Source organism: Parendozoicomonas callyspongiae, assembly GCF_023502345.1.
Classification (GTDB): Bacteria; Pseudomonadota; Gammaproteobacteria; order Pseudomonadales; family Endozoicomonadaceae; genus Sansalvadorimonas; species Sansalvadorimonas callyspongiae.
The window spans coordinates 1-14,731 of record NZ_JAMFLX010000020.1; the positions used below are offsets into that span (position 1 = coordinate 1).

Annotated in this window: 15 protein-coding genes, 4 tRNA genes and 1 pseudogene; 15 read left to right on the top strand and 5 right to left on the bottom strand. The window is 48.5% G+C overall.

Annotation, left to right across the window (positions count from 1 at the left end; all coding sequences use genetic code 11):
* On the top strand, positions 1-220 hold a 220-nt coding region (locus M3P05_RS14175), incomplete at its 5' end, for a DUF3489 domain-containing protein (protein ID WP_249700408.1).
* Positions 221-295: 75 nt separating this feature from the next.
* Positions 296-586 carry a hypothetical protein gene (locus M3P05_RS14180; protein WP_249700409.1) on the top strand — a complete coding sequence of 97 codons (291 nt, stop codon included), beginning with the start codon at positions 296-298 and terminating at the stop codon, positions 584-586.
* A 50-nt stretch (positions 587-636) separates the two neighbouring features.
* Here M3P05_RS14180 and M3P05_RS14185 read toward each other — a convergent pair whose 3' ends face one another.
* The 4 genes and pseudogenes from M3P05_RS14185 to M3P05_RS14205 all read right to left on the bottom strand — a co-directional run bounded on the left by M3P05_RS14185 (position 637) and on the right by M3P05_RS14205 (position 4,452).
* On the bottom strand, positions 637-1,146 hold the full coding sequence (locus M3P05_RS14185; protein ID WP_249700411.1) for a hypothetical protein: 510 nt from the start codon (positions 1,144-1,146) through the stop codon (positions 637-639).
* 358 nt (positions 1,147-1,504) lie between these two features.
* On the bottom strand, positions 1,505-1,927 hold the full coding sequence (locus tag M3P05_RS14190; RefSeq protein WP_249700412.1) for a hypothetical protein: 423 nt from the start codon (positions 1,925-1,927) through the stop codon (positions 1,505-1,507).
* A gap of 268 nt (positions 1,928-2,195) precedes the next feature.
* Positions 2,196-4,228 (bottom strand): annotated as a pseudogene (locus tag M3P05_RS21260) (AAA family ATPase).
* A 2-nt stretch (positions 4,229-4,230) separates the two neighbouring features.
* The gene (locus tag M3P05_RS14205; RefSeq protein ID WP_249700414.1) at positions 4,231-4,452 is read right to left on the bottom strand and encodes a transcriptional regulator; all 222 of its coding nucleotides are present in this window, start codon (positions 4,450-4,452) and stop codon (positions 4,231-4,233) included.
* Between the two features lie 110 nt (positions 4,453-4,562).
* Here M3P05_RS14205 and M3P05_RS14210 point away from each other — a divergent pair, with 110 nt between their 5' ends.
* The 7 genes from M3P05_RS14210 to M3P05_RS14240 all read left to right on the top strand — a co-directional run bounded on the left by M3P05_RS14210 (position 4,563) and on the right by M3P05_RS14240 (position 9,518).
* Positions 4,563-5,249: a LexA family protein gene (locus M3P05_RS14210; RefSeq protein WP_249700415.1), complete on the top strand. Its 687-nt coding sequence runs from the start codon at positions 4,563-4,565 to the stop codon at positions 5,247-5,249.
* Between the two features lie 312 nt (positions 5,250-5,561).
* Positions 5,562-5,783: a hypothetical protein gene (locus M3P05_RS14215; protein ID WP_249700416.1), complete on the top strand. Its 222-nt coding sequence runs from the start codon at positions 5,562-5,564 to the stop codon at positions 5,781-5,783.
* Positions 5,776-6,246 (top strand): DUF2924 domain-containing protein, encoded by a 471-nt coding sequence (locus M3P05_RS14220; protein ID WP_249700417.1) that lies wholly within the window; start codon positions 5,776-5,778, stop codon positions 6,244-6,246. Before M3P05_RS14215 ends, M3P05_RS14220 begins: the two co-directional genes overlap by 8 nt.
* A complete protein-coding gene (locus M3P05_RS14225; protein ID WP_249700418.1) occupies positions 6,230-7,612 on the top strand; it encodes a recombinase family protein in 1,383 nt (460 codons plus the stop codon). The genes M3P05_RS14220 and M3P05_RS14225 overlap by 17 nt, the downstream gene beginning before the upstream one ends.
* Entirely contained in the window at positions 7,609-8,037 is a 429-nt protein-coding gene (locus tag M3P05_RS14230) for a hypothetical protein (protein WP_249700419.1), read from the top strand. The genes M3P05_RS14225 and M3P05_RS14230 overlap by 4 nt, the downstream gene beginning before the upstream one ends.
* Before the next feature lie 135 nt (positions 8,038-8,172).
* Entirely contained in the window at positions 8,173-8,463 is a 291-nt protein-coding gene (locus tag M3P05_RS14235) for a hypothetical protein (protein ID WP_249700421.1), read from the top strand.
* A gap of 101 nt (positions 8,464-8,564) precedes the next feature.
* Positions 8,565-9,518, top strand: coding sequence for an endonuclease/exonuclease/phosphatase family protein (locus M3P05_RS14240; protein ID WP_249700422.1), 954 nt, complete (start codon positions 8,565-8,567; stop codon positions 9,516-9,518).
* A gap of 288 nt (positions 9,519-9,806) precedes the next feature.
* Here the strand turns inward: M3P05_RS14240 and M3P05_RS14245 are convergent.
* Positions 9,807-9,882: transfer RNA gene (locus M3P05_RS14245), tRNA-Trp, on the bottom strand.
* A 235-nt stretch (positions 9,883-10,117) separates the two neighbouring features.
* Between M3P05_RS14245 and M3P05_RS14250 the strand changes: the two genes are divergently transcribed.
* The 6 genes from M3P05_RS14250 to M3P05_RS14275 all read left to right on the top strand — a co-directional run bounded on the left by M3P05_RS14250 (position 10,118) and on the right by M3P05_RS14275 (position 14,685).
* Positions 10,118-10,193, top strand: a tRNA-Ala gene (locus M3P05_RS14250).
* Positions 10,194-10,229: 36 nt separating this feature from the next.
* A tRNA-Glu gene (locus tag M3P05_RS14255) sits at positions 10,230-10,305 on the top strand.
* Positions 10,306-10,334: 29 nt separating this feature from the next.
* Positions 10,335-10,410: transfer RNA gene (locus tag M3P05_RS14260), tRNA-Gly, on the top strand.
* 278 nt (positions 10,411-10,688) lie between these two features.
* Positions 10,689-11,960 (top strand): hypothetical protein, encoded by a 1,272-nt coding sequence (locus M3P05_RS14265; protein WP_249700423.1) that lies wholly within the window; start codon positions 10,689-10,691, stop codon positions 11,958-11,960.
* A 171-nt stretch (positions 11,961-12,131) separates the two neighbouring features.
* Positions 12,132-13,520, top strand: coding sequence for a DNA recombination protein RmuC (gene rmuC / locus M3P05_RS14270; RefSeq protein WP_249700424.1), 1,389 nt, complete (start codon positions 12,132-12,134; stop codon positions 13,518-13,520).
* A gap of 385 nt (positions 13,521-13,905) precedes the next feature.
* Positions 13,906-14,685: an SDR family oxidoreductase gene (locus M3P05_RS14275; RefSeq protein WP_249700425.1), complete on the top strand. Its 780-nt coding sequence runs from the start codon at positions 13,906-13,908 to the stop codon at positions 14,683-14,685.
* Positions 14,686-14,731 lie beyond the last annotated feature (46 nt).

Genomic DNA, 14,731 nt, shown 5'->3' on the forward strand with positions numbered 1-14,731 from the left:
ACGTTCTGGTAGTAAGCTCCATCAAGTGATTCAACTACTGTCTCGCCCTGAAGGGGCCACCATTTTACAGGTTGCAGAGCAGACGGGCTGGCAGCAACACACCATTCGAGGCACACTGTCTGGTGTGTTGAAAAAACGACTGGGCTTAGTTGTCGAATCTACGAAACTGGAGGGGGTGGGACGGGTTTACAGGATTATTTCTGAAGTAGAGGCTTCATAATTTGCCTTGTAGAATTAATGTCAGAGAGGGGGAGTTTACTGCCTACTGGCTATCAAGCTAACCAATGGCCACTGGATGCTATCCCGCCTTAACCGCTCAACCCAAGCTACATTAGGAAAGCTGAATGCTTGGTACCCACGATTTTTTGATGCATTGGCGCTTTTGCAAAAGGGAAATCTGGATTGGCTGGAGGGTCGCGGTGTTGTTGCTATGCATCGAGACTATGGTGGGCCATGGCATGAGCATCAGCCTCGTTTTGTTTCTACGAATCAAAAACTGTTGAGTTTTGCCAAGCAGCAAGAAGTTATGCGGGTTTTCTGCTTTGAGATATCTCGGTCAGGCTGGTATTTAAAAACCTTGGGTTGAGCAAAAATTCATCTCGATGGCTCCAATTGGCTTCAGGATAACTGGAGCTTCTATACTTCGGCTTTATTCTGGTAGCTCTCCCAGTATTCCAGTTCCTTGTCATTTAAGCGGTAATATTTCTTCAGTTTTTCGGGCGAGAGGGTGGCAATATCCTCTTCAATCAACTTCTTAATGTTTTTTCGATAAATTGACTTTACTCTCGGTGAAAGAAGGGCATCAATGCTTTTCTCTATAGGCCGTTCGGGGTGACTGATCACAAGTCTCATGACTCGGTTATGAATAGAGAATGAGGTAGTTGATGTGATGAATACTCCAGTATTAGATGGATCCTCCACCAGTATATAACGGCTTCCCTTGGTGTTTCCTTGGCGCACAATAAGACCCAGTTTTACAAGTCGGTGGAGCCAGCGTTGCAGAGTCCGTTTTGGCAGATCAGGATAGAGAGCCTGAATTTTTTTCAGTGTTAGTGGCCTGGTGGTTTCTCGAAATGTATCGAGAAGCTGTTCCAGACTATGGCTGTGGTGGCGAACAGTGTAGTCATTTGTAAGGCTGATATTCATGTGGCGCAATTCCCCGATAATTGCGCCACTGCTGGTCGAAGACCAATTTCAGACGACAGTTATTTGTTTTTGGCAGAATTCTGAGCAAGTTTCTTGTTGGGTTTTATAGAAGCCAATCACTTAGAGATTTTAGCAAAAGTCAACCAGGTTGACGCGCTGGTTGACTTTTCTAATCCGGCTGTAACCGTTGTCGTTACAGGCTTTCTTGAATTTTTGGCACCTAAAGTGTCAACCAGAGTCAACCCCGATTTTTGCTCTGTCACTAGTGTTATTTCGCGCGTCTGCACCCCCGCAAACCACAAGTGTGCCAGGGGCCCCCGGCGCAGCGCGGCCATGTGCCGGGGGAATAGGCTTTGAGCTAATACACGGCAGTCTGCCCCAGAGAGGCGGATGACATGTTGAACCAGACATTGGGGCTGCTGTCCGGGCAACGCTTCATCTGAAAGCCACAGGTGAGGGCAGCTGCGATGAAGGTACCGTTACTGACATACCTCTGGATGCTGTGCTCAGCATGATGCTTCATGCGATAACTGTGTGCTTCTTCATTGATTGACGGTAACGGTTCAATGCATCTTAACCATATCATTGTCTCCCTGTAGCTCTCGATGGCTTGGCAAAGTGCTTCGCGCCTCTCGGCAAGCTTGTGGTGATACTCTTCCCAGGTTCGGCTGTCCGAGTTGTATTTGGTGAGAAAGCCGGTATCCGTGAGTGTTGGGTAGTCTGCCATCACAGACTCAAGGCTGGCTCTAATGACTTTATTTTCCTGATTTACGTTCATCATAATCCCTCCCTGGGATGCACTGATCAGTTTGTTAGCTCTGATTGAGAGCGTTCATGGTTTGTCATCAGTCTTCGCGTCATCACTCACCCTTTCCTTTAAGGGAAAGGGGGTGAGTGATGACGCTTCAGTAAGGCTTGTGATGACGAATGATGACGTTTTGAAGACGATAATAATGACGGGTGATGACACTGGCCGGTTTTTTGGGACCCATGTGACGGTAAAGCCACATGACAGGTACCACAAATAATAATGATGAATGATGACGCTCTCATATCTCGTTGTCCTGTGTCTTCAGGTAAACATAGGGTGGCTGGAGCTGAATTTGGCCATGCTCCACCAGCGCCTCTTTAATACGAGTGAAGTTGTTACGGGTTTTGAGCGGCTTGTCTTTTCCTACACACGCATTACGCCAGTCATCAATGCGCACCCGGGCACCCTCGGGGGAATATTCTGCGTCAGAGAGTTTTGCCTGGTGTTGGTCGTAAAGCTGTTCCAGCTCTTCCAGGCAACCGCGTTGGGTTTTGCCGATGCGCTTGCCAGAGTCCGTCTCCAGTTTTGCTGCCACTGGTTTCAAAACGCAGCTACTTTCGTGTTCGCCGTCCTCATTGATGTCGGGCAGCTGGATGGTTATCAGTTCAAACGATTGCGGAGCTGGCTCCTGGGTATCTTTCATTTTGTGGGTGGTCAGAGTCAGAACATCATCGGTGCGCTTCAGGGCGTACTCAGCATCCAGTGCCCCTTTTAAGGCAGAGTTGCCTCTAGCCCGGTTCTGGGTGGAAACGCCGGTATGGTGCACAACATGAACACAGCAGCTCCACAGCTTGCGAAAGTGCTGATCAAGGTGGGCAATAAACCGGTTCATATCCTGCGTGTTGTTTTCATCGCCGGGGCCAAAGTTGCGGGCCAGGGTATCGATGACCAGCAGCACTGGTTTTGGGCCATCCCCCACCTGCGCTTCAATGCTTTGGCAAATTTGTATGGCCTGTGTGGTTTCCATCAGGCGGGCTGAGTGGGCACTGATATATATGGGCGATGTGCCAAGTTGCGTGTTGTTGGCAATCTCCCAGGCTTTAAAGCGACGAGCCAGACCATTGTGGCCTTCTCCGGCCAGATAAAAGACCGGCCCAGAACACCTAATCGCGTGCCCATGCAACAGGCAATATCAATAGTCAGAAAGGATTTGCCCGTCCCGGGTTCTCCAAAGAGCATGGAAAGGCTGTTGGTTTCCAGAAAACCTTTGACCAGCCAGTCCACCGGGCGCACGTTGCTGAGTAGCTCTCCGATCGAGAGGAAGGGAAACCCCGGCGTAATCGGACTCGCTTCTATGACTGTGTACTTTTGTTGCTTCAGCCAGGCTGGAATATCCAGACCTTCAGCAATGGCATCGGCAGCATCCCACTTGGTGGGGAGATCGTCGGGAAGTACCAGGATGCGCGCAGCTTTGGCCCCGGCCTTCACAATGGCTTGGGCAGCGCGTTCCGCATAGGTCTTGCCGGGATCATCATTGTCGGGCCACAGAGTGACCATTTTACCGGTCAGAGGAGACCAGTCTGTTTTCTCAACAGGTGCCTGGGCACCACCCATTGCGGTGGTTGTGGGTATGCCAGACTGTTGCAAAGCTTCTGCGCACTTTTCTCCTTCCACCAGCAATACATGATCAGCGTGTTTAATCTCAGGTTGTTGAAACAATGGACGAGGGGAGGGCATTCTGGTTTTACGCGTTTTTACATCCCAAGGCCGAAACTCTTTTCCGTGTGGTGTGTCATATCGGTACAGGCAAGCTAACAGTTTGTCCTCGCCATCAGCGTATCGCCATGTTTGTGAAGGTGCTCCCAGTTCATCTATGGGAGCAGATCTCTTTGTGTTCTGTACTTGTTGCGGTTGGGTTGCTTCCCCCAGCCAGTGCTCACACCACCTAAGCACTTCGGGAAAATCTTCCGGGAGGTTCATATTCTGGCTGTGGGCAATTAACTGAAAAAGGTCTCCACTGTCATTGGTCGAAAAATCATTCCAGCAGCCTGCATGTTCACCATCCAAAGTGATTTTGAGACTTTGGCCCCGTTCGCCGTTCAAACTTCCAACCTGAAAATGCCCACTCCTGATGCACCCTTCAGGAAAGAGAGTGGAGAGCAGGGGCACTAATCGGCTCAGTAGGTCCCGGTTAATGACATCACGGGATTGGCGTTTTTGCATGGTAGCAGTCTGTGGAGCTGCATCGTTGAAGTCCTGCCATGAACTGGATGTCGCAGCTTCGCTGTTCATTGGGCTGTCGCCTGTTTGGGCGCTGGGATCTTCACTCATTATTAAGGTGCGCTTCGGCTGGACTTATTACTGTTTTGATTACTGTGCAGAATCTCATGGGCAGTTACTCGGCCATTGGTAACCTCTTCAATGGCGATAATCTGATCGGCAGGAATTCGGCCGCGACGTTTCCAGTTATTGATGGCTTGTGGTGAAACTTTGAGAACACGTGCCAGTCGTGCAGGTCCACCAGCCAATAGGCAGGCTTGTTCCAGAGCATCCATGTCAACAAATCCTTTATGAAAATAATTAATGTTTGATTGTTTTTAGTAAACCTAAGGTTTATTGTTTTGACAATAGTTTGAAAAAATTAGTTATTCAGGGAGTGAAATGTATGCAGGAGCTTAGAGATCGTCTGGTTGAAGCTGTCAAATCATCCGGCTTGTCCCAGCGGGCAATTGCTGATGAGGTTGAAGTGTCGGCCCAGGCTGTTACCCGCTGGCTTAAATCTGGAAAAATCAGTAAGGAGAATTTGATTGCTCTGGCCAGTGTTACGGGAGTGTCTTTGTCCTGGTTGTTAGGGCAGCAGGATGAGCTTCTGGAAAAGACCTCGTCATCCCTTTTATCTCACGACATTGGTAGGCACCCCACACTGGCTTTGCCTGCTGTTGGCATGGATCAGCTCGGTGATTTTGTGGCTGCAGATTACCACCCTCAGTTTACCGGGAATGCTCCCTACTATTATGCGATAAACCAGGTTGACCCTTCAGTGAAAGCCTTTGCTACAGCTGTTGAGGGTGAATCCATGATCAGCTCAAAACCAGGCCTGGTTACTTTCCTGCCAGGCTGGACTTTGATTGTTACTCCCAATATGACTCCGCGTTCTGGCGATTTTGTCGTTGCTCTGGTTGGAGATTCCAAACAAGGAATCTTCAGGCAGTATGTCAAGGATGGTCACTGCGTTTGGCTGAAGCCTCTGAATACTCAATACCAAATGATTGAATGCACCGAAGAGGTATTGGTTTGTGGTGTCGTTCAGGATGTCCATATGCGGGGTCGATTTCATAATGCTTTTTTCTGAACAAAAAAATAAACAATAGGTTGACATTTCCTGTCTTCTTGTTTTCTATAAATAAACCAAAAGTTTATTTTGTGATTCACAGGGAGTGTGAAAATGGTACCCAGAGGACACTACATTGCTCATATTGAGAAGGTCGTGAGGTGGAGGTATCAGACATCTTCAGTAGAACGATTGATCTTGACCTGGCGGATTGATAAAGGATTATGGCCATGGAAAGGACAAACAATCACGAGCCAGCACACATTACACAGCAACAGGGATTTGTACCTCACGGGGAAAGCACAGAATAAGCTTCAGGCTATAGAGGAATGTATGCTGAATTCTGGGAAAAGCTGGCTGCGTTTTTTTGATATCTCCTGTCGTATCACTGTTAGCCTCACAACCGATGCAGCTGGAATTGCTCACAATAAAATCTGGTACTGCAAACCTCTTATAAATGACACTGCAACCACCAATACAGACTGGCTTTCTCAGGGAAATCGAGCCTTCATAACACTCCCCAAAACAACGGATAAGGAGAGTGTTTGTGCCTGAGAAAGACAATACCTCAGCCTCTGGCTCAATGATTCGCACACTGGCGGGCTTGCCCCGCTTAACAAACCCACAGCTCCATAAACTCTGGCGGGATCTTTACAACAAGGAGCCTCCCAAAATTGCCCGGCCCCACCTGATTAGACTATTGGCCTGGCGTATGCAGGAAATCAAGCATGGAGGGCTGGATGCGGAAACCAGAAGTCGCCTGAAAAAAGATCTGGCCATATTTCAAAGAAGAGGGCGTGTACCGGGGAATATCCTTAAACCCAAGGTCGGTGTGCGTTTTGAGCGACTCTGGCGGGGGGAGAGATACTGTGTCGTCGTGCAGGAAAATGGTTTCGAGTGGGAGGGGCGGTTATACCGAAGTTTGTCTGCGGTCGCCAAGGAGATAACGGGTAAGTCGGCAATTTCCGGACCACGTTTCTTTGGACTGGAAGGGGCAGGTTATGAAAAGAAACGATAACAGTTTTATGGGAAAGGGCTTTGATGCCAAGGGGCCTGTACGATGTGCTGTCTATACCAGAAAGTCCACCGAGGAAGGGCTGGATCAGGAATTTAACTCCCTTGATGCTCAGCGAGAATCAGGCGAGTCCTATATTCATGCACATAAGGGAGAAGGCTGGATTCTTGTGCCCGAGGCTTACGATGATGGTGGTTTCTCTGGTGGCAATACTGAGAGGCCAGGTTTGAAACGTTTGCTGGTGGATATCGAGGCAGGAAAGATTGATGTTATTGTGGTTTACAAGGTCGATAGGCTCACGAGGAGTCTAACTGATTTTGCGCAGCTGGTCGAAGTTCTTGATCGAAAAGGCGTGTCGTTTGTATCAGTGACCCAGCACTTTAATACGCGAGATAGTATGGGGCGGCTGACGCTCAATATCCTTTTGACCTTTGCCCAATTTGAGCGGGAAGTCATTGGCGAGAGAATACGAGATAAGTTTTCTCTGTCCAAGAAAAAAGGCAAGTTTATGGGAGGTCATGTCCCGACCGGATATTATGTCAGTGACCGTAAACTTTATCCTGATCCACACTATGCTCCGATCATAAGAGAGATCTTTGAGCTCTACCTGAAAAATCATTCTCTCACAGCCACTTGCCGGATATTGGCGGAAAAGGGCTATCGAACTCCGAGTCGTACTACTCGGGCGGGAGACCAATTTGGAGGGAACCCCTTTTCAATCAAGGTTATTCGCTATGCCTTGCGCAATCGTGTCTATCTCGGAGAAGTTCCTCACAAAGGGCAGTGGTATCCGGGTGAGCATGACCCTTTAATTTCTCAGGAGCTCTGGGATCAGGTCAGTGCCATCTGGCAGCGCTCAAGTCTTGAGAAGAGTCGGGATACGCGTGCCCAGACATCAGGAAGCCCTCTGGCTGGTCGTATTTTTGGTCCGGATGGTGCTGCTCTGGTGCCTTCATCCACCCGCCGACGAGGGCGTTGTTATCGCTATCTGGTCAGTAGTACAGCACAGCGTCATGGGTATAAAAATGCGCCCGTGCCGCCTATAGCGGCTGGACGCATTGAAGAGATCGTGTTGAGTGGCATGGGTAATTTGCTCAAAGCTCCTGAATATGTGGTGGAAGTTGAACGCTTGCTGCGAATGCATGTTCCAGATGCTATGCCATCTCGAGAGGAGCTATGCCAGTTGTTAAATAACATGGGAGAAGTTTGGGAGCATCTTTTCCCGAATGAGCGTAAACGCCTGTTTGAGTTATTGGTAGAGCGGGTAAATGTCAGTATGGAGGACATCACCATACAGTATCGGCTCAACGGTTTACATTCGGTGCTGGCGGATATTCATCGGCCAGAAACAGCGGAGGGTTGGTTATGAGTGTGGAGATTAAGGAAGGCATCCGACTGCATCACGTAGAAGAAAAAGACATACTTGAAGTGCGAATACCTGTTCGGTGGCACAGGCTCAAGGGGCGTAAGACGCTTTCTGTGCCCGGCTGTCTCTATCGTGACAAGGCGGAGCCATCTGTGAAGGATGCTTTGGTGCATGCGCATCGCTGTCAGCGACGGCTGCTTAATGGGGAAGCCACCAGCATACTTGCACTTTCCAAGCAGGAGAAAGTTGATAAAAGTCAGTTGTCAAAGGTTATGAGATTGACCTCTTTGGTCCCGGATATCCAAAAAGATATTTTGCACGGGCAGGGGCGGTGGCCCCTGACACTCCAACAGATTATGAAGCCTTTCCCGTTGGAATGGCATAAGCAGCGGTCACATTTTAAAGCTCTGCTTGAGTGTTCAGGGTGATCCAGATTCGCAACCCCATACCAGTGGCCTTGGTGGCGGACAACCTCAAAGCCGGATACTGGGCTGACACCTTCTGGCCTACTGACTGCTTTTCTAATTTGCTCACTTAAGCTCATGACAATTGAAGAAGAATGCTTGGCCCTTCATACATGCAAGTTTATGCCTCCTGATGGTGTCTATATCGAACAGGAGGAATATGAAGATGGTAAACATTGTTGGTGGCTTGTGATTTATCGAGAAGCCACGGAGGAAGATCTGGAAAATAACCATTATCTGGATATGGTCGGTGACACTATTTGGAGCACAACTGTTGAAGTAGCGTTTTGCCCCTACTGTGGCGAATGGTTGTTACCTGAAAAGTCGGGTGTGGACTCTGTAAATCCATCACACGAGGATTTCAGTGGGTGGCATGCGGTGAGGTCATAGATGAGAGTTCTTTTCTGCAGCTCTCCCTCTGCTTTTTTGACGTGAAATGGTAATGGTGAGACCCTTGAGGTGACGTTTCTGGATAGGTAAAGGGGATTACCATGCACCATGGATCGTTATCACTTCCAACTGCTCGAAAACTGCAATATTTGCGACAACGAATAAAAGAAGCAGGAATTCCTCCAAGCAAGCTTGATGAAAACCTGATTATTGGTACCTGGAATATTCGTGAGTTTGGAAAATCTCCTCGCAGAGATGATGCGATACATCTCATTGCTGAAATTATGGGGCAATTCGATGTTCTGGCTATTACGGAGCTGAGAGATAATCTTGAAGATCTGGAGCGAGTTAGAAAACTGCTCGGCCCCTACTACAAAGTTGTTTTTTCAGACTACCGGAATGACGCTGCCGGTTTTCAGGAGCGTATAGCATATCTCTATGACAAGCGAGCTGTTGAATTTACGGGACTGGCTGCAGAAGCAGATCCCATGCGAGTTAAGGGGATAGATGGAGAGTACCAGCAGGTTTCACCGGATTGGTGGCGCTCACCTTATATGGCTTCGTTTCGTGCCGGGAATTTCGATTTTGTTATGCTTACAGCCCATATTCGCTGGAGTGGGGGAGTTAGAGCCAGAGCAAAGGCACTAAAGCAGTTAGCGGATTGGGTTGAAGAGCGCAGGTCTTCAGAGTTTCTGGTTGACCGTGATTTTATTGTTCTGGGTGATTTCAATATTCCCAGCCGAAGAAGTAGCGCTTACAAGGCCATTACCAGTGGTAGCCTGCAAATTCCACCAGCACTTCTCAGTGTTCAGGGAACAAATCTCACTGAAAAGGCGACCTATGATCAAATCCTTCATAGCCCGACACGTTATGAGAGGTTCACTGGAAAGGGGGGAGTGATTCGCTTTTATAAGGAGTCACATAAAGAACTGTACCCTGATCTCTCTCTGGGAAAATTCAAAAATCAGCTGAGTGATCACTTGCCCCTATGGTTGGAAGTTGACACCTGGATTGATGATGAACTCCTGGAAAAAGTACTACTCCAGGATGAGTGAGAAGGGATCTCTGCAGGTCTTCTAACCTGTTCCACAAGTAAAAAACGAACCGGAATTTACTGTCGTTTATCGCTTCTGTAACTGACTGGATTTAAAACAGAAAAGAGGGGAAAGGTTTTATAGTTATTTCCCTGTTTTTAGAGCATAGAGTCGGCAGTAGTGGCGATATTGCTAAAAAAGGGGAGAAATATTCAAAGTGATACTTCCCTGTTAATCGCGAAAAGTCCGCACCAGAGCGGTTGGTTTAATGGAGCTGGTGGATTAACAGATACGTTTCTGAAGAGAAAGTGGCAGGCCACGAGAGAATCGAACTCCCAACCCCCGGTTTTGGAGACCGGTGCTCTACCAATTGAGCTAGTGGCCTGCAGAAGACGGTGTAATTTATACCCCAGAGAGTTTTGGAAGTCTATGTTCTTTAAAGATTTTTTTGGTTTATAGCGAAGCCTGGCCCTTATTTTCCTTGCTTCATTTATATAGGAGCAGAGAGGAGAAGATTCTTTAAGAAAATGTAACCTGGGCTCTTGACACTGAAACGTCATATCCATAATATTCGCCACGCATTCCGGCACTGCTCTGCTTGTTCAGTTGCTGGTTGATGTGGGGCCTTAGCTCAGCTGGGAGAGCGCAACACTGGCAGTGTTGAGGTCAGCGGTTCGATCCCGCTAGGCTCCACCAAATTTTCTTCGAAAGTCTTTTGAAGAAAATCATTGCGTCCCGTTCGTCTAGTGGCCTAGGACACTGCCCTTTCACGGCAGTAACAGGGGTTCGAGTCCCCTACGGGATGCCATTTTTAAGCTTAATAAGCTCTGTTTTGTTGCGGGAATAGCTCAGTTGGTAGAGCACAACCTTGCCAAGGTTGGGGTCGCGAGTTCGAGTCTCGTTTCCCGCTCCAAATTAAAAAGCCCTGATCGAAAGATCGGGGCTTTTTGCATTCTGATTATCAATTTCTGTTTTTCTTTCTTTTGTAACAATCAGTTACTTTAAACATTTTCCTTTTTCTGAACGGAACCGGGTGTAGTCCATGCTGTCCAAGCCGGTATGCTTTGCAATACCCACCAAATTAAAATCCTGTTTCTAAAAGGGAAAGTTCTTCTTTCAGCACTTTTGCTTGTGGCAATTGTCTGCTCGTGTCCGTTGGCTAATGCTCAGGATGAAAAACCTGGTCACATAGTGAACGCCTCCGGAACTTATATTCGTACCGGTAACGGCTATATCTATGCGGCCAATGTGCAGCCGGCAGCAGCAGTGGCGAATATTCTGAGTAATGGAACGATTGGTGCCATCCGGGGCGTGGTTGTTTCAACTTTTGTGTTGAGTATGGCTTCTGCCATTCCCCAGGCTCATCTGGCAATAGCTGCCAAATACCTTTGGCAATATCGCATGGTGGCTTATTACTGGGATTATTATCTCAATACCATTGTTGAAAGCTGGAATTTCAGAACGAACAGAGTGGGTCATATGCCGGTCTACCTGTCCTCCCGTCAGATTGATGAGCAGGTTCTGATTCACTGGCTCTATCCTCTGGACGATGAAAAGCCGGTCCAGCTGGAAGTTACCCTAATGCCGGTTGAACCTCCTGATAAGAGAGAGCAGGGGGAATACTCTCCAACAGAAAAGGCACTTCAGGCGCTGGTTGACAGATTGCGCGCACGTAAGGCTCTGCGTATGAAGGTCTGGCTAGATGAACAAAACCTGCAGATTGCCCTGCAGGAGAATGATGGTCGCTGGTTCTACAGAGCAGTTCCTCGGCCTGCAAAGGTTCTTTTAGAAGAAGCTGTTCGGAACTGGGAGGGACGTCCGCAAATGCCGGTTGCCTCTTCGCTGTTAACACCCAGTTCTTTGCAGTACGTTGCCGACAGTCTGGTATGTCAGGAAAGTCTTCGAGATGGATGGCGTTCTTCGGCTGTCAGCGTGGCCGAGTCGGTTGCCAATTCCCTGTTTGAGGTGGCCAGAACGGAAGATGGCTCCTGTGACTATCTGGCAGTCTCTGATATGAGTTCCAAGGTGATGGGCTTTGCCGGGTATCAGCATCTTCGTACCGGAGTCAGCTGCGGTGTAGCACCGCTGCTGCTTTCACGCTATACAAATTCAGGCTATCAGGATCTGCTCTCCAGTAAAGCTCATAACAGCATGCTGCCAGCCTGGGCCAGCACTTTGTTTTTCCGTATTCTGGAGGAAGGGCTTGCCATAGGCACCCGCTCTGCAGCGGATTATTTCTGGAATACCTATGCGCCGTCTGATAATCCTTTGAACCTTGCAGCAAAGTGGGGAACTCAGCAAGGCGAAGATGTTATCCCGTCAACAGAGCCGGAACCCCTGACCATCAAGGTTCTTTCACAAGCCAGGGAACATGCGCCCAAGGCGTTAACAGTGGTTGCGCCTATAAATGAGGAAGTAAAATTCTCATCTCCCATGTGTGTCTGGAAAATATCTCCTCAGTAAGCTCCTGCCCACTCTTTTGAAACGTAAAGATCAGTTAGGATGTCTTGGTTTCAGGAATCTTGTTTATAAGATTCCTGGCTCTGGCTGTTTATAATGAAAATGCCCTTCGTATTTTCTTTTTTCGGTGTGGGCATTTCCCGCTTATGGCTGTTTGGCAAGGATTGTCATCTGATGACTACTGCATCTTTAATCTTCTTCTCTATCAGCGTTCTCTGTATTTTGTTTGCCTCGGGCATCTCGTGGCGACTCGCATCAATATTCACCCGGAACCGGATTCAGGCAGAAGAACGGGATCGGGGGCAGAACCGCATTCAACAGCTTGTTGTGGCAGAACAGCAGGTGAGTGTTTTATCGGATACCAGCAGTCAGCTGAAAAAGCAGCTTGGCGAGCTGGAAGGTAAGCTCAGTGTTCGCGAGAAAACCCTGGAAGAGCGCACGGTTGCTCTGGTCGCAGCAAAGAAAGAGCTGGAAGCTGCGGCCGACAAACTGAAGCTGCTCGAACAGTCTGAGCAGCGGCTGGGCCAACAGTTTGAAAATCTCGCCAATAAAATCTTTGAACAAAAGGCCAGCCGTTTTTCTGAACAGAATAAAGAAGCTGTTGCCAGTATGCTGAGCCCATTCAAACAGCAGTTGTCTGATTTCCGCCAGCAGGTTTCCCAGGCCTATGACAATGAAGCCCAGCAGCGTCGTTCATTGAAAGATGAAATATCCGGCCTCAAAGAGCTCAACCAGCGCATGAGTCAGGAAGCGTTGAATCTGACCAGGGCGTTAAAAGGTGAGAAGAAAACCCAGGGCAACTGGGGAGAGCTGGTTCTGGACAGAGTGCTTCAGGAATCCGGTTTGCGTGAAGGGCATGAATATATCAGGCAGGTTTCCCTGCGTAATGAGAGCGGGGAACGCCAGCAGCCTGATGTCATTGTGCATCTGCCCGATGGCAAGGATGTTATTATTGATTCCAAGGTGTCCCTTATCGATTACAGTCGTTCCGTTGAGGCAGATAATGACGCTGACCGTGAACGAGCCATGGCTGTCCATGTGCAGTGTCTGCGCCAGCATATTCGGGGATTAAGTGATAAGAGTTATGAGAACCTTGAGGGTTTGCGCACGCTGGATTATGTACTGATGTTTATTCCGGTGGAAGCGGCATTTTATGCAGCCATTGAGCATCAGCCCAAACTGTTCCAGGAAGCACTTGATAACAACATAATGCTGGTCAGCCCTACCAATCTTCTTGTTACCCTGCGCACGATTGAGAATATCTGGCGTTATGAACACCAGAACCGCAATGCTCAGTTGATTGCAGATAAGGCCGCTTCTCTATACGACAAACTGCGTGGGTTTACCGAAGATATGCAAAAGCTGGGGCTGCAGCTTGAGACTGTGCGTAAGTCGTATGATGGCGCTATGAACAAGTTCGCTTCAGGCCGAGGCAATGCTGTACGCCAGGCTCAACAATTTGTTGAACTGGGTGTCAAAGTGAAAAAGCAAATGGCAGCAGATTTGCTCGATCGAGCAAATACTGAAGTAAACGTGTTGGAAAATGCTGAAAAACAGCAGTGAAATTCGATCATGTGATTGTCGCAGGTAAAGTAGGTGTAAACACCTAGCTTGTGTTGATACTTATCAATATTCTCTTTGCGCAGAGGAGTAAAGTCGAAACCAGACATCAGGGGGGAGAGCGATAATAAGAAAGCAGGCTAGGCCAACGTTCACAGAAACCGATGTCACCGCAGAATAACCGCATCAGGGAATAAAACAACAACCGGGATGAATCAAATAACCATCCGATCAAGCCAGCGTCATGAGGGGGATGCTGGCGTTTTTTTATCCATTATTCCCACCGCATTAATTATTCTTTAATTGTCTAAAAAACGTCACCTTTTCATCTCTTGCATTCGTTTCAGGCCTCTATTCTTGACCTGACAAATTCGGCAGGAGTTCCTTTATGTCAGAAAAAAAAAGACAGTCCGAGCAGCCGGTTATTCTGGTAACCGGAGGTGTCAGGGGAATTGGCCAGGGGGTTGCCCGATACCTTCTTAAGGAAGGGTACCGGGTCGTCATCATGGATTGCCTGCGGGAAGAGGGTGAAAAACTGGCCCGCAGTCTGGCATGTGATGGCGATATTCGTTTTATCCGGGGGGATGTCAGTGATGAACACCAGGTTCAGAAGGGAATCAGCCGGATAGGCAACTGGTTTGGTCGGCTTGATGGGGTTGTGAATAATGCAGCAATTGCTGAGCCGTATAGCGGGCCGTTCGAATATCTTGCTCTTGAGGACTGGCAGCACTATCTCAATATCAATCTGACCGGTGCCTTCCTGGTCTGTCGTGAGTCGGTTGAACTACTGCGTCAGAGTAAGGGAGCCATCGTCAATGTTGCATCAACGCGCTGGCTACAGTCAGAACCACAGTGCGAAGCTTATGCCGCCAGCAAGGGAGGGCTGGTAGCACTCACTCATGCCCTGGCCATAACATTCTCCGGACAGGTACGTGTCAACTGCATAAGTCCTGGCTGGATCGAAGTCAGCCACCTGCGTGGCGATGAAGGTATGAAACCTGTACATCTGACCGAAACCTGCCACAACCAGCATCCTGCCGGAAGAGTAGGGCAGGTCAGGGATGTCGCCGGTATGGTGGAGTTCCTGCTTTCAGATAAAAGTGGATTTATCACCGGTCAGAACTTTGTAGTTGACGGTGGAATGACACGAAAAATGGTTTATGAATAATTCTTTTTGCGAGCCGGAGGGGTAGGCCTCCGGCTCATTAGAAATC